Source organism: Marinobacter goseongensis, from assembly GCF_023156235.1.
Lineage (GTDB): Bacteria > Pseudomonadota > Gammaproteobacteria > Pseudomonadales > Oleiphilaceae > Marinobacter > Marinobacter goseongensis.
This window is the reverse complement of record NZ_JAKZAI010000017.1, coordinates 26116-45174: the sequence shown is the minus strand read 5'-3', so window position 1 is coordinate 45174 and position 19059 is coordinate 26116. Positions and strand designations below refer to the sequence as shown.

16 protein-coding genes are annotated in these 19059 nt (G+C 60.7%); 7 read left to right on the top strand and 9 right to left on the bottom strand.

Annotated features, from left to right (window positions below):
- Positions 1-58 precede the first annotated feature (58 nt).
- Complete coding sequence (cls, locus tag MLC70_RS14770; protein WP_248185073.1) at positions 59-1489, bottom strand: cardiolipin synthase; 1431 nt, start codon at positions 1487-1489, stop codon at positions 59-61.
- A 2-nt stretch (positions 1490-1491) separates the two neighbouring features.
- Positions 1492-2529 carry an AraC family transcriptional regulator gene (locus tag MLC70_RS14765; RefSeq protein ID WP_248185088.1) on the bottom strand — a complete coding sequence of 346 codons (1038 nt, stop codon included), beginning with the start codon at positions 2527-2529 and terminating at the stop codon, positions 1492-1494.
- 440 nt (positions 2530-2969) lie between these two features.
- Here MLC70_RS14765 and MLC70_RS14760 point away from each other — a divergent pair, with 440 nt between their 5' ends.
- From MLC70_RS14760 to MLC70_RS14745, 4 genes are all read left to right on the top strand, one after another.
- Positions 2970-3755, top strand: coding sequence for an alpha/beta fold hydrolase (locus MLC70_RS14760; protein WP_248185071.1), 786 nt, complete (start codon positions 2970-2972; stop codon positions 3753-3755).
- A gap of 81 nt (positions 3756-3836) precedes the next feature.
- Positions 3837-4925 (top strand): SMP-30/gluconolactonase/LRE family protein, encoded by a 1089-nt coding sequence (locus tag MLC70_RS14755; protein ID WP_248185070.1) that lies wholly within the window; start codon positions 3837-3839, stop codon positions 4923-4925.
- Positions 4922-5398, top strand: coding sequence for an acyl-CoA thioesterase (locus MLC70_RS14750; RefSeq protein ID WP_248185067.1), 477 nt, complete (start codon positions 4922-4924; stop codon positions 5396-5398). Before MLC70_RS14755 ends, MLC70_RS14750 begins: the two co-directional genes overlap by 4 nt.
- A gap of 94 nt (positions 5399-5492) precedes the next feature.
- The gene (locus MLC70_RS14745; protein ID WP_248185065.1) at positions 5493-6476 is read left to right on the top strand and encodes an NADP-dependent oxidoreductase; all 984 of its coding nucleotides are present in this window, start codon (positions 5493-5495) and stop codon (positions 6474-6476) included.
- Here the strand turns inward: MLC70_RS14745 and MLC70_RS14740 are convergent.
- The 3 genes from MLC70_RS14740 to MLC70_RS14730 all read right to left on the bottom strand — a co-directional run bounded on the left by MLC70_RS14740 (position 6473) and on the right by MLC70_RS14730 (position 11171).
- Positions 6473-8326 (bottom strand): cation:proton antiporter, encoded by a 1854-nt coding sequence (locus tag MLC70_RS14740; RefSeq protein ID WP_248185063.1) that lies wholly within the window; start codon positions 8324-8326, stop codon positions 6473-6475. The genes MLC70_RS14745 and MLC70_RS14740 overlap by 4 nt on opposite strands.
- Positions 8327-8347: 21 nt before the next feature.
- The gene (gene tcdA, locus MLC70_RS14735; RefSeq protein ID WP_248185062.1) at positions 8348-9160 is read right to left on the bottom strand and encodes a tRNA cyclic N6-threonylcarbamoyladenosine(37) synthase TcdA; all 813 of its coding nucleotides are present in this window, start codon (positions 9158-9160) and stop codon (positions 8348-8350) included.
- A gap of 235 nt (positions 9161-9395) precedes the next feature.
- A complete protein-coding gene (locus MLC70_RS14730; RefSeq protein WP_248185060.1) occupies positions 9396-11171 on the bottom strand; it encodes an acyl-CoA dehydrogenase C-terminal domain-containing protein in 1776 nt (591 codons plus the stop codon).
- Between the two features lie 202 nt (positions 11172-11373).
- On the opposite strand from MLC70_RS14730, the gene MLC70_RS14725 reads away from it, so the two are divergent.
- Positions 11374-12117, top strand: a complete 744-nt coding sequence (locus MLC70_RS14725; RefSeq protein WP_248185057.1) for an SDR family NAD(P)-dependent oxidoreductase — start codon at positions 11374-11376, stop codon at positions 12115-12117.
- A 42-nt stretch (positions 12118-12159) separates the two neighbouring features.
- Here the strand turns inward: MLC70_RS14725 and MLC70_RS14720 are convergent, their stop codons facing one another.
- Both MLC70_RS14720 and MLC70_RS14715 read right to left on the bottom strand, forming a co-directional pair.
- Positions 12160-12801, bottom strand: coding sequence for a ChrR family anti-sigma-E factor (locus tag MLC70_RS14720; RefSeq protein ID WP_248185055.1), 642 nt, complete (start codon positions 12799-12801; stop codon positions 12160-12162).
- Entirely contained in the window at positions 12798-13397 is a 600-nt protein-coding gene (locus MLC70_RS14715) for a sigma-70 family RNA polymerase sigma factor (RefSeq protein ID WP_248185054.1), read from the bottom strand. The genes MLC70_RS14720 and MLC70_RS14715 overlap by 4 nt, the downstream gene beginning before the upstream one ends.
- A gap of 244 nt (positions 13398-13641) precedes the next feature.
- Between MLC70_RS14715 and MLC70_RS14710 the strand changes: the two genes are divergently transcribed.
- Positions 13642-14682 carry an AraC family transcriptional regulator gene (locus tag MLC70_RS14710; protein ID WP_248185052.1) on the top strand — a complete coding sequence of 347 codons (1041 nt, stop codon included), beginning with the start codon at positions 13642-13644 and terminating at the stop codon, positions 14680-14682.
- A gap of 6 nt (positions 14683-14688) precedes the next feature.
- Here the strand turns inward: MLC70_RS14710 and speA are convergent, their stop codons facing one another.
- Positions 14689-16605, bottom strand: coding sequence for a biosynthetic arginine decarboxylase (gene speA / locus MLC70_RS14705; RefSeq protein ID WP_248185050.1), 1917 nt, complete (start codon positions 16603-16605; stop codon positions 14689-14691).
- 216 nt (positions 16606-16821) lie between these two features.
- Between speA and speE the strand changes: the two genes are divergently transcribed.
- Entirely contained in the window at positions 16822-17703 is an 882-nt protein-coding gene (gene speE / locus MLC70_RS14700) for a polyamine aminopropyltransferase (RefSeq protein WP_248185048.1), read from the top strand.
- Between the two features lie 67 nt (positions 17704-17770).
- Here the strand turns inward: speE and MLC70_RS14695 are convergent, their stop codons facing one another.
- A complete protein-coding gene (locus MLC70_RS14695) occupies positions 17771-19039 on the bottom strand; it encodes an ammonium transporter (RefSeq protein ID WP_248185047.1) in 1269 nt (422 codons plus the stop codon).
- Between the last annotated feature and the right edge of the window lie 20 nt (positions 19040-19059).

Sequence of the window (19059 nt, the reverse complement as noted above, 5' to 3'; positions counted from 1 at the left end):
CTCGGAATAATCTGCATACTCTCACATTCTCGCGGTCGGGAAAACGGCCGCCCTGGGGTCAGAGCAGCGGTGCCAGTAACCGCACCGCCCGGCAGCCGAGGCGGAAGGCGATCGACCGGTCCTGGTAATCCCGCTCGGTCATCAGCCGGGTATTGGCCAGGTCTTCCTCGAGCATGGTGGCCACATCGGCCACAAACGCCTCGGAGGTATTGATCGCGGTGATCTCGAAATTCAGCCGCATGGAGCGGTTGTCCATATTGGCCGTACCCACGGCGGCGTAGCGATTGTCCACCAGAATGACTTTCTGGTGCATGAAGCCGGGCTGGTAACGGTAGATGCCGACGCCGGCCTGACAGGCCTGCACCAGATACGAATAGGCCGCGATCTTGATCAGCCAGTTGTCGGACTTTTCCGGAATGATAATACGCACATCCACCCCGCGCAGTGCGGCCAGCTGCAGTGCATTCATGATCTGGAAGTCCGGCACGAAATACGGCGACGCGATCCAGATCCGCTCGCGGGCGTTGTTAATGCAGTTAAGGAAGAACAGCGCGCAGGTCTCATAGGTATCGGCGGGACCGGTGGGCAGAATCAGCACTTCCTGGTCGCTATCAGGCGTGATGTCAGGTTCCCAGCTCAGCTCCGGGAATTCGCTGCTGGCCCAGTTCCAGTCTTCCAGCCACGCCAGCTGCAGTCCGGTCACCGCCGGCCCGCTGATCTGGCAATGAGTGTCGCGCCACGGCTCCTGGTCCATGGCAGTGCCAAGGTATTCGTCCCCCAGATTGATGCCGCCGACAAAGCCGGTGTGGCCGTCGCAGACCAGCAGTTTACGGTGATTGCGGAAGTTGATCTGGAAGCGTCGGCGGCGGATGTTGCCATCCCCGAACGACGCCACCCGCGCGCCGGCGTCGGCGAGTTCCGTGAGGTACTTGCGGGGCAGCCCGACGCTGCCGATGTCGTCATACAGAAACCAGACTTCAACGCCCTCCGCGAGCTTGCGCTTGAGGATCGATTTGATGCGCTGTCCCACCTTGTCGGAGCGCACGATGTAGAACTCCAGCAGGATATAGCGCCGGGCGTCTTCCATGGCTTCGAACACCGCGTCGAAGGTGGCTTCGCCGTCGCGCAGCAGGGCGCATCGGTTGTTGCTGGTAAACGGCTGCCGGCCAAGCTTGCACAGCACCTGCAATTCGTCGCTGAAGTGCTCATGGCCGGGGAGGGAAATGGAGGTGGTCTGCTTTTCGAAGCGGTTAAGCAGGTTGGTCAGGGCGGCATCTCCCATCCGTCGTGCGCGGACATAGCCACCAAAACGGTTGCGCCCGAACAGCAGGAACATCGGTACCGCCAGATAGGGCACGGCGACCAGTCCGATGATCCAGGCCAGGGCACCCTGAGCGGTCCGGTAAGACAGCAGAATGCGAACAATACAGGCAAAGGCGGATGCGTACAGAAGGCCAAGGGCAATGGCGATGAACGTGATTTCCGGCATTGTCAGTCCCGGATCGGGCCGGCTTCACCGGCGAGGTGGTGGGCACGGTACTGGGCCGGCGCCCGTCCGGTCCAGCGTTTGAAGGCACGGCTGAAGGCGCTGAGCTCGGAGAACCCCAGCAAGAACGCGATTTCACCCAGGGCGTAATGATCGGCGGCCACATAGCGCAGCGCTTTGTCCTTGCGCACCTGCTCCACCAGTTCATGGAAGCTGACGCCCTCCTTTTTGAGGCGACGGTACAGGGTTTGCCGGCTCATATGGCACTGGCGCGCCAGAGTGTCCGCGTCAATGCGGTCGGTGGCCATCTGCCGCGAGATCAGCCGGCGGATCTTGCGCCCGAAAGTGCGCCGGGTCTGCAGCCGTGCCAGTACGCCGTTGACCTGCTTCAACACGGCGGAATACACATAGGGATTGCGATGGGGGATGGCGTGGCTCAGGTGGCGACTGCTGAACGCCAGTCGTGTGGTGGCGTGGTTGAACGTCACCGGACCACCGAGCAGGGTGGCGTATTCCCCGGCGTACGAAGTTTCGGGGTGGGCGATTTCGGCCCACTGGGCTGTAATCGCCGGGTGGATGAAATGCCGGGTGCGACTGAGAGCAGCGGCGAGCGTGCGGTCCATATCCTGGCGGCAATAGTGGCCCGGATGGTCCGGTTGCCAGGCCAGTACGGCCAGATCACCGGTCTGCTCGAAGCTCAGGGTGACCGACTCGTTGATCAGCCGGTGCAGCCGCACATACTGGGTCACGGCCTCGCCAAGGGTGTCGCAGTTGAAGAACACGTGCCCGACCAGCCCCATCCGTTCCGGATCCACAACCTGCCCAGCGTGCAGGCCAACGGCGGGGTCACCGGTGACCTGTTCGGCGTATTCCCAGAGCCGGTAATGATATTCCGCCGGCACCCTGAGATCTGGATCTTTCAGGGCGTCCAGCGTGGTGCCGGTGATGCGTTCGACCTGATCCCGGTTCAGCACGCCCCGGCAGTCCAGATAATGCACCAGCGCCAGGATGCTGGAGGCCGCAACCAGAGGCGTGTTGGGCATGTTGGGAGTGTCAGCCGGCAGTGCGTTCACGTGTATAGCTTCCTGTTGTTAACGGCTTGTCATGATGGCTGGTACAAAATGTCAAGCGGTTGGGACAGCCTGTCAAAGGTGTGCCATGCCAGTAACGATAGCATTAACCCGTCAGGTTGGAGCAATCGGCCCACCAATATTGAGGAGGTGTAATATGGATCGTGAAATCTTCGTACCCCATTCCGAGCTTGAGCGTCGCAACTGCGCCGCGCTGGCGGAATACCTGAACAGCATGTATTACTGCTGATCAAACGACTTGTAAGCTACTGACCTTTAACCGGGGCCATCCCCGGTTTTTTTGTGCCCGTCTGCCTCTTCGTTTCCACGCCTCTGTCTTGCCCCTGCGGTGATCGATGGTAATGTATCCGACTGATTCCCGTTAACAATACCGACCCCGGAGCCCCTGGCCTATGAGCGTTGAACTCAACCACCGTATCACCGGCGACGGTCCGCCATTGATTCTGCTGCACGGCCTGTTCGGGTCTCTGGAGAATCTCGGAGGCATCGCCCGGCGGCTGGAGGACGAGTGGCAGATCCATGCCCTTGACCAGCGTAACCATGGCAACTCACCCCATGTCGACGCCATGGACTATCCGGCCATGGCGGACGATGTGATCGCCTATATGGACGCGGCGGGTCTGGAACACGCCGCCCTTCTTGGTCACTCCATGGGTGGCAAAACCGCCATGCAGGTGGCGCTCCGTGCGCCGCAGCGTGTTGACCGGCTGATCGTGGCGGACATAGCACCAGTCAGTTACCCGCCCCGGCACGATGCCGTTCTCGAAGGTCTGAGCGCTCTTGACCCGGCGGCCGTTCATTCCCGGCAAGAGGCCGACAAGGCTCTGGCGGCGTATGTGGAATTGCTACCGGTGCGCCAGTTCCTGTTGAAGAACCTCGAGCGGGTGCCCGCCGGTGAGGAGAGCGCAGGCGCGTATCGCTGGCGGCTGAATCTGCCGGTGATTGAAGCCTGTTACCCCAAGCTGGCTCTAGCGCCGCAGGGCGACGGCCCGTTCGAGGGACCGGTGCTGTTCCTCAAAGGCGCCGAGTCGGCCTACATCCAGGAAAAGCATCGGGATGAGATCCGTCGCCTGTTTCCAGCGGCTGAGCTACGCATCATCGAGGGCACCGGCCACTGGCTGCACGCGGAGAAGGCCGATACGTTTGCGGCGCTGTGCCGGCGATTCCTGAAAGCGTGAATCGGGCCCTGGTGGCGATGTAGACCGGGGCAGGTCTCTGTTAAGGTTAGGCAAACGTCATCGTTGGAACGGACATCTGTTATGAAGTGGTTTTTGGGGCTGTTGCTGATCGTATTTTTACTGCTCGGGAGCTTTTTGCTGGCGCCGTCGCCCGTCGACAGTAAAGCCTGGGAGGCGCCACCGCCACCGGCGCTGACCGGTAAGCTGGCGCCCAACGAGCGTCTGAAACTGGCAGATCTGCTGGCACAAGGGCAGGTGTATGGTCCGGAAGACACCACGGTCAGTCCTGATGGTGTTGTTTACAGTGGCACCCAGGACGGCAAGATTGTCCGGGTATGGCCGGACGGCCGTGTGGAGAACTGGCTGGACACGGGGGGGCGGCCGCTGGGCCTGGTGTTTGACGCCGGGGGGAATCTGATCGTTGCGGACGCCTGGAAAGGCCTGGTGTCCATCGCGCCGGACAAGACCATGACAACGCTGGCGCTGGAGTCCGAAGGCTTGCCGTTCCGCTTCACCGATGATGTGGACATTGCCCCCGATGGCCGCATCTACTTTTCCGACGCCAGTTCCCGATTTGAACAGCCGGATTATGTGCTGGATCTTTTGGAGATGCGCCCCCATGGGCGTTTGCTGAGGTACGATCCGGACACCGGCCGCACCGAAACCCTGGTGCGGAACCTGCACTTCGCCAACGGTGTAGCAGTGTCACCCGAGGGCAACTACGTCCTGGTCAACGAGACCTGGAAATATCGCATTCTGCGGTATTGGATCAGTGGCCCCAAGGCGGGCCAGGCCGAAGTCTTTGCCGACAACCTGCCCGGTTTCCCTGATAATCTGGCGGTCGACGAGGCGGGCCGCTATTGGGTGGCCTTTCCGACGCTGCGCAACCCGCAGGTGGATGCCATGCACCGCAAGCCCTGGCTCAAGGATCTGGTGGCCAAGCTGCCGGACGGCTTCCAGCCGAAGCCCGAGGAGTACGGGCTGGTACTGGCGTTCGATGCCAGCGGCAACGTGATCACCAGCCTGCACGACACCCGGGGTACGCACCTGCAGGAGATCACCTCGGTGAATCCCCACGATGGTCATTTATACTTTGGTTCACTTCACAACGACCGTATTGGCCGGCTACCGTTGCGGGCCATACCGGATCTGGGAGAGAGCCAGGAATGACCGCGCACGCTGACCGCATTGAGTGGGACCTGCCGTCGCCGTTCACCATCGAGATTGAGGTCAGGGCGGAAGATACCGACCGCCTCGGCCACGCCAACAATGTGGTGTATGTGCGGTGGCTGGAGGACGTCAGTTGGGCGCACATCGAGAGTCTCGGAATGACCTGGGCGCTGCACGAGGAAACCGGCAAGGCGATGGCCATTACCCGCACCGAGATCGATTACCTGGCCGCGGCCAACACCGGAGACCAACTGGTTCTGGCCACCTGGCTGACCGGTTATGATGGCCGTTTCCGGTCGTCGCGTCAGTTCCAGCTGGTGCGTCCGGCAGATGGCAAGACTCTGGTCCGGGCCACCTCCACCCACGCCTGCGTCGATCTCAAATCACAGCGGCCATCGCGGGCGCCAAAAGCGTTCGCCGACATTCTTGGTGCCGCCGTTGTGACCGGTGCGCCGGGACTCACATCCGGTTGAGCGTGCGATTGATGCGCGCCACAATCTGAACTTCTGCTAATCTGAAAAAACACAGGCCCCTTGCCTGTTGCCAGCCCGCTGTCCGGAGAGTGCCATGGAAACGACCGTTGATCAGAACGCCGAAACCGCCATGTCCTGTGTTGCTTATGCGCACTTCGGGGAACGGGACGTGCTGCAGGTGGTGCGCTCAGAGGTTCCCCGACCGGGCGCCGGGCAGGTATTGATCCGCGTGCACGGTGCCGGATTGAACCCCATCGACTGGAAAACTCGCAAGGGGCTGGGTTTTGCGGCGCGGCAGATTGAAGACCGCCTGCCCTGGACACCTGGATACGACGTGGCCGGTGAAGTGGTGGCGGTGGCTGAGGACGTGACCACCCTGGCGGCCGGAGACCGGGTGATGGGTATGATCGGCTTTCCCGCCGCCGGTGGAGCCTACGCCCAGTATGCCATTGCCGCGGCGGATGAGGTGGCGATTGTGCCAGAGGAGCTGGACCTGGTCACCGCCGGTGCGCTGCCGCTGGCGGCCCTGACGGCCTGGCAGGCGTTGTTTGAAGTGGCGAAGCTGGAATCCGGGCAGAAAATACTGGTTCACGCCGGCGCCGGCGGTGTCGGGCATTTTGCCGTGCAGTTCGCACTCGAGCGGGGCGCCCATGTGGTGGCAACCGCCTCCGCTGGCAACCGTGATTTTCTCGCGGAGCTGGGTGTTCATGAAGTGATTGACTACCGCACCACAGACGTGGCTGAAGAGTGTTATGGCCTCGATGTGGTGCTGGATCTGATTGGCGGCGAGACCGGCAAACGCTCCCTCCACACACTTGGTGAGCACGGCGTTCTGGTGACCATCCCCACGGTGACGGCGGATGAAATCATCAGTGCGGCTGAGGAACTGGGCCTGCGGGCCCATGGCATGACCGTACGCCCGGATGTGTTCCACCTCGACGAGATTGCCGAGCTGATCGAGGACGGCGACGTCAAGGTGCACATCGAGCGTGCCTTCCCGCTGCACGCGGTGGCCGAGGCCCATGAACTGCTTGAGGGCGGTCATGTGCGCGGCAAGCTGGTGCTGGACTGCCGCTAGGGCCTTGGGCTGCCTTCGCTGTCTGCTTCCCGCTCGTCTTTCTCACGGCGTTCTTTCGGTGGCTGGGGTGGCACCAGGCTGATCAGTGCCCAGTTGGTTTCCGGCTCGACATCGTCTTTGTCCAGTACCGGTGCAACCCGCCCCTTGCCGTCGAACACGAACAGCACCAGCGCCTGATGCTGATACTTCTCCAGAAAATCGTCGTAGGTGAACTCGTCACTAAGCTGGGTGGTTTTCACGGTGTAACCCTGGCTGGCCAGGCTCGCCAGCTTGGCGTAGCTGACGCCATCGAACAGGCCGCGGGTCATCTGGATCTTTTCAGCGGTTTGATGCCGTGCCTTCTGGTCGGGGTCGCCTTCGGCCAGGGTAAACACCGAGTCTTTTCCGAACCAATCCAGAAAGTGGTAAGTGGCCAGCGAGTTCATGTGCTTGTAGGGCGATATGACCAGCAGATTGCCGATGCCGGTCAGGTCCAGGTGGGTGGAGGCGTGCTCCGACACCGGGTTACCAAAGTAGACATTCAGGTTTTCCATGCGCGCTTGCCGGATATTCTCCCAGTTGGTATCGGCCACGGTTACCGGCACCTCGTATTTTTTCAGGGCCACGGCAATTTTCCGTGCCACCGGGTTGGCGCCCAGAATGAGGAAGCCGAATTCCGCCGGCTCGGCCACCTTGAGCAGCCGTGCCAGCGGCCTGGCGGTCAGGCTCTGGAGGGTGACTGTGGCAATGATCAGCATGAATATCAGTGGAACCAGGGCGCCCGCGCTCTCGTAACCGAGTTTCTGCAGCTGGAAGGCAAACAGCGCGGAAACCGCCGCTGCCACGATGCCCCGTGGAGCGATCCAGCTCAGGAACAGCTTGTCGCGCCAATGCAGGCTGGTACCGATGGATGACAGAAAAATACTGGCGGGCCGGGCGACCAGCATCAGTACCGCCAGCACACCAACCAGGCCCCAGCCAAGTTCGGCGATGGCGGCAAACTCGACCCGTGCCGCCAGAATGATGAACAACGCCGAAATCAGCAGTACGCTGAGGGATTCCTTGAACTCGAGGATGTCGTCAATGGGCACCTGCTTCATGTTAGCCATCCAGATCCCCATCACCGTCACCGTCAGTAGCCCTGACTCATGGGCAAGCTCGTTGGAGATGGCGTAGACGCCCAGCATGAATGTGAGCGTGCCGGCATTATGCAGATACTGAGGCACCAGGTGTTTACGCAGCACCAGCCCGTTCAGGTAGCCGGCCACGGCGCCGATGAAAAAGCCCACTGCCAGGGTCTTGCCGAAGATGTAGAGAGAATGCCCGAAAACGTTGCCCTGGCCCCAGGACACGATGCCTTCGAACACCAGTACCGCCAGCAGTGCCCCGACCGGATCAATGATGATGCCTTCCCAGCGAAGAATATTGGCAAGCTTGGCGTCGGGACGCACCGATCGGAGCAAAGGCGCGATGACCGTGGGGCCGGTTACAATGGAAATGGCACCGAACAGCAGGGCAACCTCCCAGGATACGCCCAGCATCCAGCGTGCCGCCAGCGTGCCGATCAGGCAGGTGACCACTGACCCCACCGGAATCAGGTTGCGGACCATCTTGCCGTGGCCGCGGATTTCCTCGTAGCGCAGGGTCAGGCTGCCTTCAAACAGGATAATGGCAACTGACAGGGAGATCAGCGGAAACAGCAGATCCCCGAACACCGCCTCCGGGGCCAGGAAGCCGAACAGGGGGCCCGCGGCGATGCCGCCCGCCAGCAGAAACAGGATGGCAGGCATTTTGACCCGCCACGCCAGCCACTGACAGAACAGAGACAGGACGCCAATGCTGGCAAGTAGCAGGACAGTGCTCAGTGGCATGGTGATGTCAGATCCATTGAGTTAGAGAGTGGTACGTCTGGCAATACGGTTGAGTACCCGTGCGGCCGCAAAGAAACCGAAACTGGCGGTCACCGGACTGGCCGCACCAAACCCGGATGCGCAATCCAGGCGAACCGGTCCTTCCGTTACCGGTTTCTGGAGGCAGACCTCGCCATCACCGGCAGGATACGTCAGCTGCTCCAGCGAGTATACGGCCTCGATGCCGAAACGGCGCTTGGGGTTGCGGGAGAAACCGTAGTCACGACGCAGCATGTTGCGAACCTTGGCCAACAACGGATCCTGGATGGTTTTGCTGAGATCGCCCACGCGGATCTGGCTGGGGTCCATCTGGCCCCCGGCCCCACCGGCACAGACAATCGGAATCTTGCGTCGCTGGCAGTGGGCAATCAGGGCGGCTTTGGACTTCACGCTGTCGATGGCATCGACCACACCGGTGATGTCTGCGGTGATCAGATCGGCCGCGTTCCCGGTGGTCAGGAAACCGAAGTGGATGCGAATGTCTGCGTGGGGATTGATTGCCTGCAACCGCTGGGCCATGGCGTCGGTCTTGGTGCGCCCGTACTGTCCTTCCAGCGCATGCAGCTGGCGGTTGGTGTTCGAGACACAGATGTCGTCCATATCGATCAGGGTCAGCGTGCCGACGCCGGAGCGCGCCAGCGCTTCTGCGGCCCAGGAGCCGACACCGCCAAGCCCGACGATGGCCACATGGGACTGGCGAAAGGCATCCAGCGCACGGCGGCCATACAGGCGCTCAATGCCGCCAAAACGGAAACGGTAGTCATCAGTGTCCGGGGTGTCGCCGGTTGGGCTCATGGGGGGCTCCGGTGTCAGGCAAAGACCGGGATTGTAACGCAATGGGAGGAGGGCATAAAAAAAAGCCACGCAGAGCGTGGCTTACAAGCAAGTTGTTCAGCCCGACGGGGAGCTGAACAGGACTAGTTCAGAGACACTAATCAACCTAGCCATTATCGGGTTCCGGCGCCGTTGGCGGAAGGTCAGAACCTGACAATGCTCGGTCATTTCCGGCCATAGCTCGGCCGGGTGTCCCTCAGGCGGCCCAGTGGTCATCCTCGAACGCCATCATGGCGTCCTTGCCGCTTTCGATGTCAGACAACAGCCACTGTACTTCCGGCAGCAGTTTTTCGAAGTAGTAACGCGCCGACACCAACTTGCTCTGCAGCAGAGGCGTATTGCCTTCGCCGGCCTCGAGTTGCTGCTTGGCAACGTTGGCCATGCGTGACCACATGTAGCCGACCACCGTCAGTGCCATCAGGCGCAGGTAAGGCGTTGCTGCCGCTCCAGCCTGTTCCGGGTCTTTCGGGGCGTTAGTGGCCAGCCAAAGCGTAGCGGTCTCGAGTGCCTTCATGGCACCCTTGAGCTCTTCCCGGTGGGGCGCATCAGCGTTGTCTTTCAGGTAATCCGTCAACACACCGAACAGCGTGCGTACCAACTGGCCACCCTTGAGGCTCAATTTACGGCCTACCAGGTCCATTGCCTGGATGCCGTTGGTGCCTTCGTAGATGCGCGCGATACGGCCATCCCGAACCAGCTGCTCCAGCGGCCAATCAGTGGTGAAACCGGAGCCGCCCAAAACCTGAAGGCCGGTGTTGGCGTTGTTGGCACCTTCGTCCGTCAGGAAGGCTTTAACAACCGGGGTCAGCAACTGCACCAGGTCGTCTGCAGATTCACGAACGGCTTCGTCCGGATGGGCTACCGACAGGTCAAGCTGGTGGCCGGTGAACAGCGCCAGAGCACGCATGCCTTCGTTCAGGACTTTCTGCCGCATCAGCATGCGCCGCACGTCCGGATGCACAATGATCGGGTCGGCCGGGCCGTCGGCGTTTTTCGGACCGCTCAGGGAGCGGCTCTGCAAGCGCTCACGAGCGAAGCCCAGGCTTTCCTGGTAAGCCATCTCGGCCAGCCCCAGACCCTGCATGCCCACCATCAGGCGGGCTTCGTTCATCATGGTGAACATCGATCGCATGCCTTTATTGGGCTCGCCAACCAGCCAGCCTTTGGCACCCTCGAAATTCATCACGCAGGTGGCAGAGCCCTTGATGCCCATCTTGTGCTCAAGGCCGCCGCAGAATGCGGGGTTTCTCTCACCGGAATCCGGCAGTACCTTGGGTACCACAAACAGGGAAATGCCCTTGGTGGTGTCGGGCGCGCCGGGCAGCTTGGCCAGAACCAGGTGCACAATATTGTCGGTCAGGTCGTGTTCGCCGCCGGTGATCCAGATCTTGGTGCCTTCGATGGCGTAGCTGCCGTCGTCGTTGGGCGTGGCGCGGGTGCGGATCAGGCCCAGATCAGTACCGCACTGGGGCTCGGTCAGACACATGGTGCCGGTCCACTCGCCAGAGATCAGCTTTTCCAGGTAGGTCTGCTTCAACTCGTCGGAGCCGTGGGCGTGCAGGGCGCTGATGGCGCCGTGGGTCAGGCCCGGGTACATACCGAGCGACAGGTTGGTGGAGCACACCATTTCGTCCACCACGAATTTCAGGGTGTGGGGCAGCCCCTGGCCGCCAAACTCGAGAGGAGCGTCCAAAGCGGTCCAGCCGCCCTCAACGAACTTCCGGTACGCCTCCTTGAAACCCTCCGGAGTCTTGACAGCGTGGCTCTCAGGATCGTAGTGGCAGCCTTCCCGGTCACCAATCTGGTTGGTGGGCTGGATCACCTCAGCGGCCAGTTTGCCGGCTTCGTCGATAACAGCGGAAATCAGGTCGGGTGTTGCGTCGGCGTATTTTTCCAGTTCGTGGAGCCGATCGGCACCCAACACGTCAAACAACAGAAAGCGAAGGTCATTCGCCGGAGCCTGGTATTGCATGGACTTCTCTCCTCAACTCAACGCGTGTCGTTATGCACTTCCGCACGCCCGGTTGTGGGGCGCACAGTGGTTACGGTTAATGCTTGTGTTCATACGGGTGTTTGAATCTGCCGGTTCACTGCCGGGGCAGTCTGATGCGCAAAGAATTCGTATGATCTCTATCGTTTGGATCAATCGTGGCCAGCAAGTGGGGAGGGTAGTTATGCGGAAGGTGCTGATAGCGGGGATTTCCGGAGCCATAGGCAGCGGTATAGCTCTGGAGCTGCTTGAGCGGGACCCCTCGGTGCGCGTTATCGGGCTGTGCCGCAGCCCGGGAAAGGTGCCAGAGGCGATTGCGCAATCGCCCAGGGTTAGCCTGCTGGACTGGGATGCAGCTCGTCCCGGGGCCGCTGAAAATGTGGCCGCCAGTCTCGTGGGCATGCTCGCTGCTGCGGAAGGCCTCGACGATGTGGTCTTTGCGGCAGGTATCCTGCACGGTGCAGGCATGTTCCCCGAAAAGCGGGTGGAGGATCTGGAGGGTGATGCACTGGTGCAGGCGTTTCAGGTCAATGCCGCCAGTTTCGCGTTGCTGATCCGGGCGCTCATGCCCTGGCTGAAGCATCGCCGCTTCAAGCGTGTGGTCGCGATCTCCGCCAAAGTCGGATCCATCTCTGACAACCGCTTCGGTGGCTGGTACGCCTACCGCAGCTCGAAAGCCGCACTGAACATGCTGGTAAAGACGCTGTCGGTCGAGCTGCCCCGCCGCTGCAAGCCGGTGGCCTGTGTGGCAGTGCATCCGGGCACCACACGATCTGCCCTGAGCGAGCCTTTCGCGGCCTCACTGGCGCAACTGGAAGTGCACAGTGCAGGGCAGACGGCGACAAACATACTGGCGGTCATGGACGCGCTGGATGAGAGTGGCAACGGCTGCTTCTATAACTGGGATGGGGCAGAACTGCCCTGGTAAGGAATGCCGGGGCCGACCAGGGCCCCGGGATGCACGCTTGCTTCAGCGAATGAACGGATTGAGCATGCGGGTGAACGTGCCGGTGAGCTTCACCGGGGCGCTCAGCACAGACAGGGTGATGCAGTCTTCGCAACCGACAGCGACTGGCTTGTGTTCGTCCTGATCGTTGAGAACCACGAAGTCCCACTGATTGAACACGCCCTTCTGATCCGCAAACGCTCCCTGCAGGACGATGGTGGTCTCTTCACCGCGGTGGGTGTGAGCCGGCGCCTTGCCGCCCGCGGCCAGTTTCTGCAGAACGACCTGCTCGCTCTGGCCCGGAAAGCGTTCAGAAATGTCGAGAACACTCACATCCCCCAGTTGCCGCTTCCACGGCAGGCTGTCCAGATCTTCGCCCAGCAGTTTCTGCAGCGGACTCATCCTGTGAACGTCCCGCCTCACGACGTCATTCTTCTCGACGTCGCTGTCGATGCGGGAAAGGATGCGGTCAAACATGCTCTCACTGACATCGGCTTTGGGCTGATGCTCCATCATTACCGCGCCCAGGCTGTCGAGCGTATCGACGCGGCTGCAGCAGTGCGGGCACTGGTCCAGATGGAGCCGGATGCAAAGAGCATGGGGCTCGGTCAGGTTGCCGGCGCTGTATTCCATCAGCGTCAGACTATCAGGGTGGTGCCGTGTCATACGTTCTGATCCTGCAAAATCACTTTCAGTTTGTTCAGCGCCAGGCGCACCCGGCTTTTCACGGTGCCGAGGGGAATGTCGAGTTCGTCTGCCACCATCTGGTGCGACTTGTTCTCCATGTAGACCTTGGCGATAACCGTAATCTGCTCTTCGGGGAGATGGCTCAGCGACTCCCGAATCCGGCGTTCTGACATCAGACGGTGCAGCGAGGTGACGGGCTCGTCCTCATTATCGCCCGGAATCTGCCACAGGTCCTCGGTTTCGACCTGCATTTCGGCGCTGGTGCGCTTCATTTTGCGCAACATATCGATTCGCTGGTTCCGCGCGATAGTGAAAATCCAGGTAGACGCCGCCGCTTTGCGCCAATCATACAGGCAGGAACGTCTCCAGATTGATACAAAGACTTCCTGCACCAACTCTTCGGCGTGACTGGCCAGGCCATTTGCCATGGCGTAGTACTTGATCTGCGGCCCAAAATGCTCAAACAGCGCATGGTACGCCTGGCGATCCTGGTTTTTACCCACTTTTTCCAGCATTTGGCTCCAAGGGTCCTTTCGTCCCTCGGCGCGGGCTGGTTTCTGCTCCAGTGTGGACACCGGACGCTCCTTGACTGTTGCATGATTTGAGCTTGTTCTAGTCATCATTCTATGCACTCGTCGCGGGTTTGTCAGTCACGAAATGTACGGGACACTGATCCGGATGGATCAACCGCAGCAGCAAAAAGCCGTTATCGGCAAACATTGCACGGGCGCCGGGTTTTGGGTGTCGGCAGGGTGATTGCGCAAGGCAATAAGCCGGACTAGTCTCAAGCATTAATAATAACCAGAGATCATCCCCGTCATGAACGCTCCCGGAGCTTCCGGCTCTCTGCCGGTCATTCGCGCCCATTACGCTGACATCCTGTGCCAGCTGGCCGGCGAGCACGACGTTCTACGAGGGCCACTGCTGACGTCGGCGGGTATTCGTCCGTCCATGCTGAGCCATCCTGACAATCTGATCACGGTTGACCAGTTTACGATGCTATGCCGTGAGGCCCTGAGGCGCAGCGGTCATTCCGCATTGGGTCTGGAGTTTGGCCGCCGCCTCAAATTCACCACCCACGGTTCACTGTCGCAGGCCGCCATCAGTTGCGACACCCTGCAGCAGGCACTGTCGGTGCTGATCAAATACTTTCGCATACGTTTCGAGTACATGGACCTGGATTTTTTCGTGGAAGGCGAGGATGCGGTGGTCCAGCTGAGCCTGGCTCACGAAGTTGAGGACCTTTACCGCTTTAACATCGAGGTGGTGATGGCGTCACTGATGGACGTCAACCAGTTGCTGTTCGGTGCCCGGCTGATCGAAAGCGGCGTATGCCGGCTGGATTACCCGGAGCCGGAACACGCTCGGGATTACCGGGCCATTTTCGGTGATCGAGTCGATTTTGCCTGCGGCGTTAACCAGCTTCGTTTTCGCAAATCGTTTCTGGATCTGCCGATCTCGTTGTCCAATCCGGTTACCCGGCGTGTCGCCGAGGCGCAGTGCGAGGAGGAGTTGCGATCCATAGATGCGGCCACGTCGGTGACAGCGCGAGTGATGCGAGTGTTGGAGTCGGTGCGCGGTGGCAGCCTGCCGGGGCTGGAGGCGGTCGCCGATCAGCTGGGCGTGTCGCCGCGAACCCTTCGGCGGCAACTGAGCAGTGAAGGTGCCCGCTATCAGGTGCTGCTGGACCGGATCCGGCATAAACGAGCGCTGGAGCTATTGCGCCGTGGGCGACTGGGTATTGACGAAATCGCCGTCACGCTGGGATACAGCGACCCTTCCAATTTTGGCCGTGCTTTTCGCAAGTGGGAGGGCGTGGCGCCCACCGCATGGCGGGCACGGCACCTTCCGGGTCGCTGACAGGCCTCACTCTTCCAGGTAGGTGTAGCCTTCGAGGCCGTTCCTCAGTTCGCCAAGCAGCTGTTCCTGCTCCTCTGTCCCGAGTTCACTGGCCTCGAACTGGTGCTGATAGGACTGCAGCAGCGCCGCCGGCTCGAAATTCACATAGCGCAGTACCTTGGCCACGGTATCGCCGTGGATGGCATCGCTGACGGTGTAATGCCCGGCGTCGGTAAGATGTACGTCTACCGAATGGGTGTCACCGAACAGGTTGTGCATATCGCCCAAAATCTCCTGATAGGCACCGGTCATGAAGAACCCCATTAGCAGCGGGTCACCGGCCTTTTCTTCCGGCAGCGGCAGAGTCGTTTCGATGCCCTGACCATCGACGTAGCGATCGATGCGGCCGTCGGAATCGCAGGTAATGTCCTGAATCACCGCCCGCCGGCACAGGGGGCGGTCCAGCCCGTTGATGGGCATGACCGGAAAGATCTGATCAATACCCCAGACATCGGGCAGTGACTGAAACAGCGAGAAATTGACGAACAGCTTCTCCGCCAGCTTTTCATTCAGCTCGTCGATGATTTCCCTGTGAGCGCGGTTGCTGCTGTCCAGTCTCGATCGCAGAATGCGGCAGCAGTTGGTGTACAGGGTTTCAGCGCTGGCTCTCTCGGTCAGCGACAGCAGGCCATGGGCGAACTGGGCATGCACGTCGGTCATGGCGTGCATCACGTCGTGATAGATTTCGGCCAGCGAGCGCGGTGATTGCTCGTCCTGAAGACTCTCCAGGTCCCGCCACAAATCCAGCAAGGGCGCGCTGGCGTCGGCAGTCGGTGGCATCGGTTCGCGGTGGTCGGGCACTTCGCGGTCAATCACGTTGGTGACCAGCACCGAGTGGTGCGCGGTCAGTGCGCGCCCGGATTCGCTGATCAGATCCGGATGGGGGATGCCGGCACGGTCGCACTCCGATTGCAGCACGTGAACGACGTTGTAGGCGTATTCGTGAACGCTGTAGTTCATCGAACAGCTGCTGCGGGAGCGTGTGCCCTCGTAATCAACTCCCAGCCCGCCGCCGATATCCACCGTGCCAACGGGCGCCCCGAGCTGACGCAGTTCGCTGTAGAAGCGTGCGCACTCCCGCAGACCGGTCTGGATATCGCGAATGTTGGCGATCTGTGAGCCCAGATGGAAATGCAGTAGCTGCAGGGCGTCCAGTGCATTAGCCTCGCGCAGGGTGCTGACCACGTCCAGTACCTGGCTGGCCGACAACCCGAATTTGGACTTCTCGCCGCCGGTATTCTGCCAGTTGCCCTTGCCGATAGTGGCGAGCCGGGCGCGCACGCCGATGAGTGGGGAGATACCGAGATTGCGGGCTTCGTCCAGAATCAGCGGCAGCTCAGACTGTTTTTCCACCACGATGAACACCCGGTGTCCCAGCTTCTGTCCGATCAGCGCCAGGCGGATGTACTCGCGGTCCTTGTAGCCGTTGCACACGATAACCGAACCGGGCTGGCGTGACATCGCCAGTACCGCCATCAGCTCCGGTTTGCTGCCGGCCTCAAGGCCGATCTGGTGATTGCTGGCTGCCGGTTCGGCCCGCAGCAACTCTTCCACTACGCGCCGCTGCTGATTGACCTTGATGGGATAGACCGCCGTGTAGCGGCCCTGGTAACCGTGTTCGTCCGCTACCCTGTTGAACGCGCCGCAGAGTTTGTTGACCCGATCGTGAAGGATATCCGTGAAACGGATCAGCACCGGTAGCTGGATGCCACGGGAGGTGAGCGAACGGGTCAGCTCCGGCAGATTGATGGTGCCGCTGTCGCTGCCGTGACCCCGCTCAGGCCGGATCAGCACTTCGCCCTGCTCGTTCACGTCGATATAGCCATCACTCCATTGGGCGATGTTGTACACCTTGTGGGCGGCGCTTCCGGTGGTTCGGGTCATCGTGGGCTTCCTGTGCTGAATCCGGGCCGGGTGAATGCCGGCGTATGGGCGCCATTGTATGGATTCCGCGGGTTCGCTAAAAGAACCCTGTACGGAAAATACGTGGATAGCGGTGCGCTATAGTGCTTTAGCTGACGGCCCTGCGCCCCTACAATACCGGCAAAACCTATCTGGCTCGCGTGAGCGTTATCTGCTTTGACGAAAGGGAGACATACCATGACAGCATTGAACGACGGCTGGTTTACCGAGGTATTCCAGGACCAGGGAACGGCGTTTTCCCTGCAGGTAAAACGGAAGCTGCACGAGGAGCAGAGCGAATTCCAGAAGCTGGAAATCTACGAGACCGAGACCTTCGGTAATCTCATGGTTCTGGACGGTTGCGTGATGCTGACCACCCGGGACAATTTTCTTTACCATGAAATGATGACCCATCCCGCACTGTTTACCCACCGCGACCCGAAGAAGGTGGTGATTGTCGGTGGCGGTGACTGCGGCACGCTCCGGGAAGTGCTGAAGCACCCCGGCGTTGAAGAGGCGTGGCAGGTGGAGATCGACGAACGGGTGACCCGCCTGTCGGAAAAGTATTTTCCCGAGCTGTGTGACGCCAATGACGATCCCCGCGCCAACTTCTTCTTTGGCGATGGCATACAGTGGATGCGCGACGTAGAGCCGGCCAGCATCGATGTCATCATCATAGACAGCACCGACCCGGTTGGTCCCGCCGAGGGGCTGTTCGCGCTGGACTTCTACCGCGACGCCCTGCTGGCACTGCGGGATGGCGGACTGATCGTCCAGCAGAGCGAGTCCCCGCTGTTGCACACTGACACCATCATCAAAGGCATCCACGAGGATATGCGCAAGGCCGGATTCGACCACGTGAAGACCTTGCCTTTTCCGCAGCCGGTGTATCCGACCGGCTGGTGGAGCTGCACCATGGCCGGTAAAGACAAGCCGGTGCAGTATTTCCGTGAGGAAGACGCCGAGCAGCGACCGTTTGTGACCCGCTATTACAACGCCGGAACCCACCGCGGCGCGCTCGCGATGCCTCAGTTCATGGTGGATGCGCTGGAAGATCGGGTGATTCCCGGCGAGGCCTGAAGGAACGGGCAAAACAAAAAAAAGGGGCGCTCTTGCGAGCGCCCCTTTTCGTTTTGCTGTCGTCAGATTACTTGCTGCTGACGAACTCCGGATAGGCTTCCATGCCACATTCGGACAGATCCACACCTTCGTACTCTTCCTCTTCGGTGACGCGGATGCCGATGACCGCCTTGAGGATACCCCAGACAATCAGGCTGGTGACGAACACCCAGACAAAGATGGTGAGCGCGCCCACGATCTGGCCGAAGAAGGTCGAGTCACCGTTGGTGATCGGCACCAGCAGCAGACCCAACAGACCACACACACCGTGGACCGAGATGGCGCCGACCGGATCGTCGATGCGCAGCTTGTCCATGGTGACGATGCTCAGGACCACCAGAATGCCACCCAGGGCGCCGAACAGAGTTGCTGTAAGGGCGGTCGGGGTGGAAGGCTCTGCGGTGATGGTCACCAGGCCAGCCAGCGCACCGTTGAGCAGCATGGTCAGGTCAGCCTTGCCGAACATCAGACGTGCCATGATCAGCGCGGCGATACCACCACCGGCAGCGGCTGCGTTGGTGTTCAGGAACACCATGGCAACGGAGTGCGCACTTGCCACGTCACCCAGTTTCAGTACCGAGCCACCGTTAAAGCCGAACCAGCCCATCCACAGGATGAAGGTACCCAGTGTCGCCAGCGGCAGGTTGGCACCCGGGAAGGCGCGGATTTCACCGTTCGGGCCGTACTTGCCTTTACGGGCACCCAGCAGGATCACACCCGCCAGAGCCGCAGCGGCGCCTGCCATGTGAACGATGCCGGAACCGGCGAAGTCACTGAAGCCAAGGTCACCGAGCGTGTACATGCCGAACACGGAAGCTCCGCCCCAGGTCCAGGCACCTTCCATCGGGTAGATGAAGCCAGTCATTACGACCGCAAACACCAGGAACGCCCACAACTTCATGCGCTCAGCAACCGCACCAGACACGATGGACATGGCCGTGGCCACAAACACCACCTGGAAGAAGAAGTCAGACGCGCCAGAGTAGATGGAACCACCCTCGAAGCCGCCGTCACGGCTGGCGAAATCGCCCATCACACCGCCGACGTCCACGTCGCCCATGCCGGACAGGAAGATGTTGCCCCCGTACATGATTGCGTAGCCGCAGACCAGGTACATGGTGCAGGACACCGCGAACAGTGCCACGTTCTTGGTGAGAATTTCAGTGGTGTTCTTGGCACGAACCAGGCCGGATTCCAGCATGGCGAAGCCAGCTGCCATCCACATGACTAATGCACCACACACCAGAAAATAAAAGGTATCTATAGCGTACTGCAGGTGAAAGATATTGCTTTCCATATGAAGCCCTCCGCACGAGG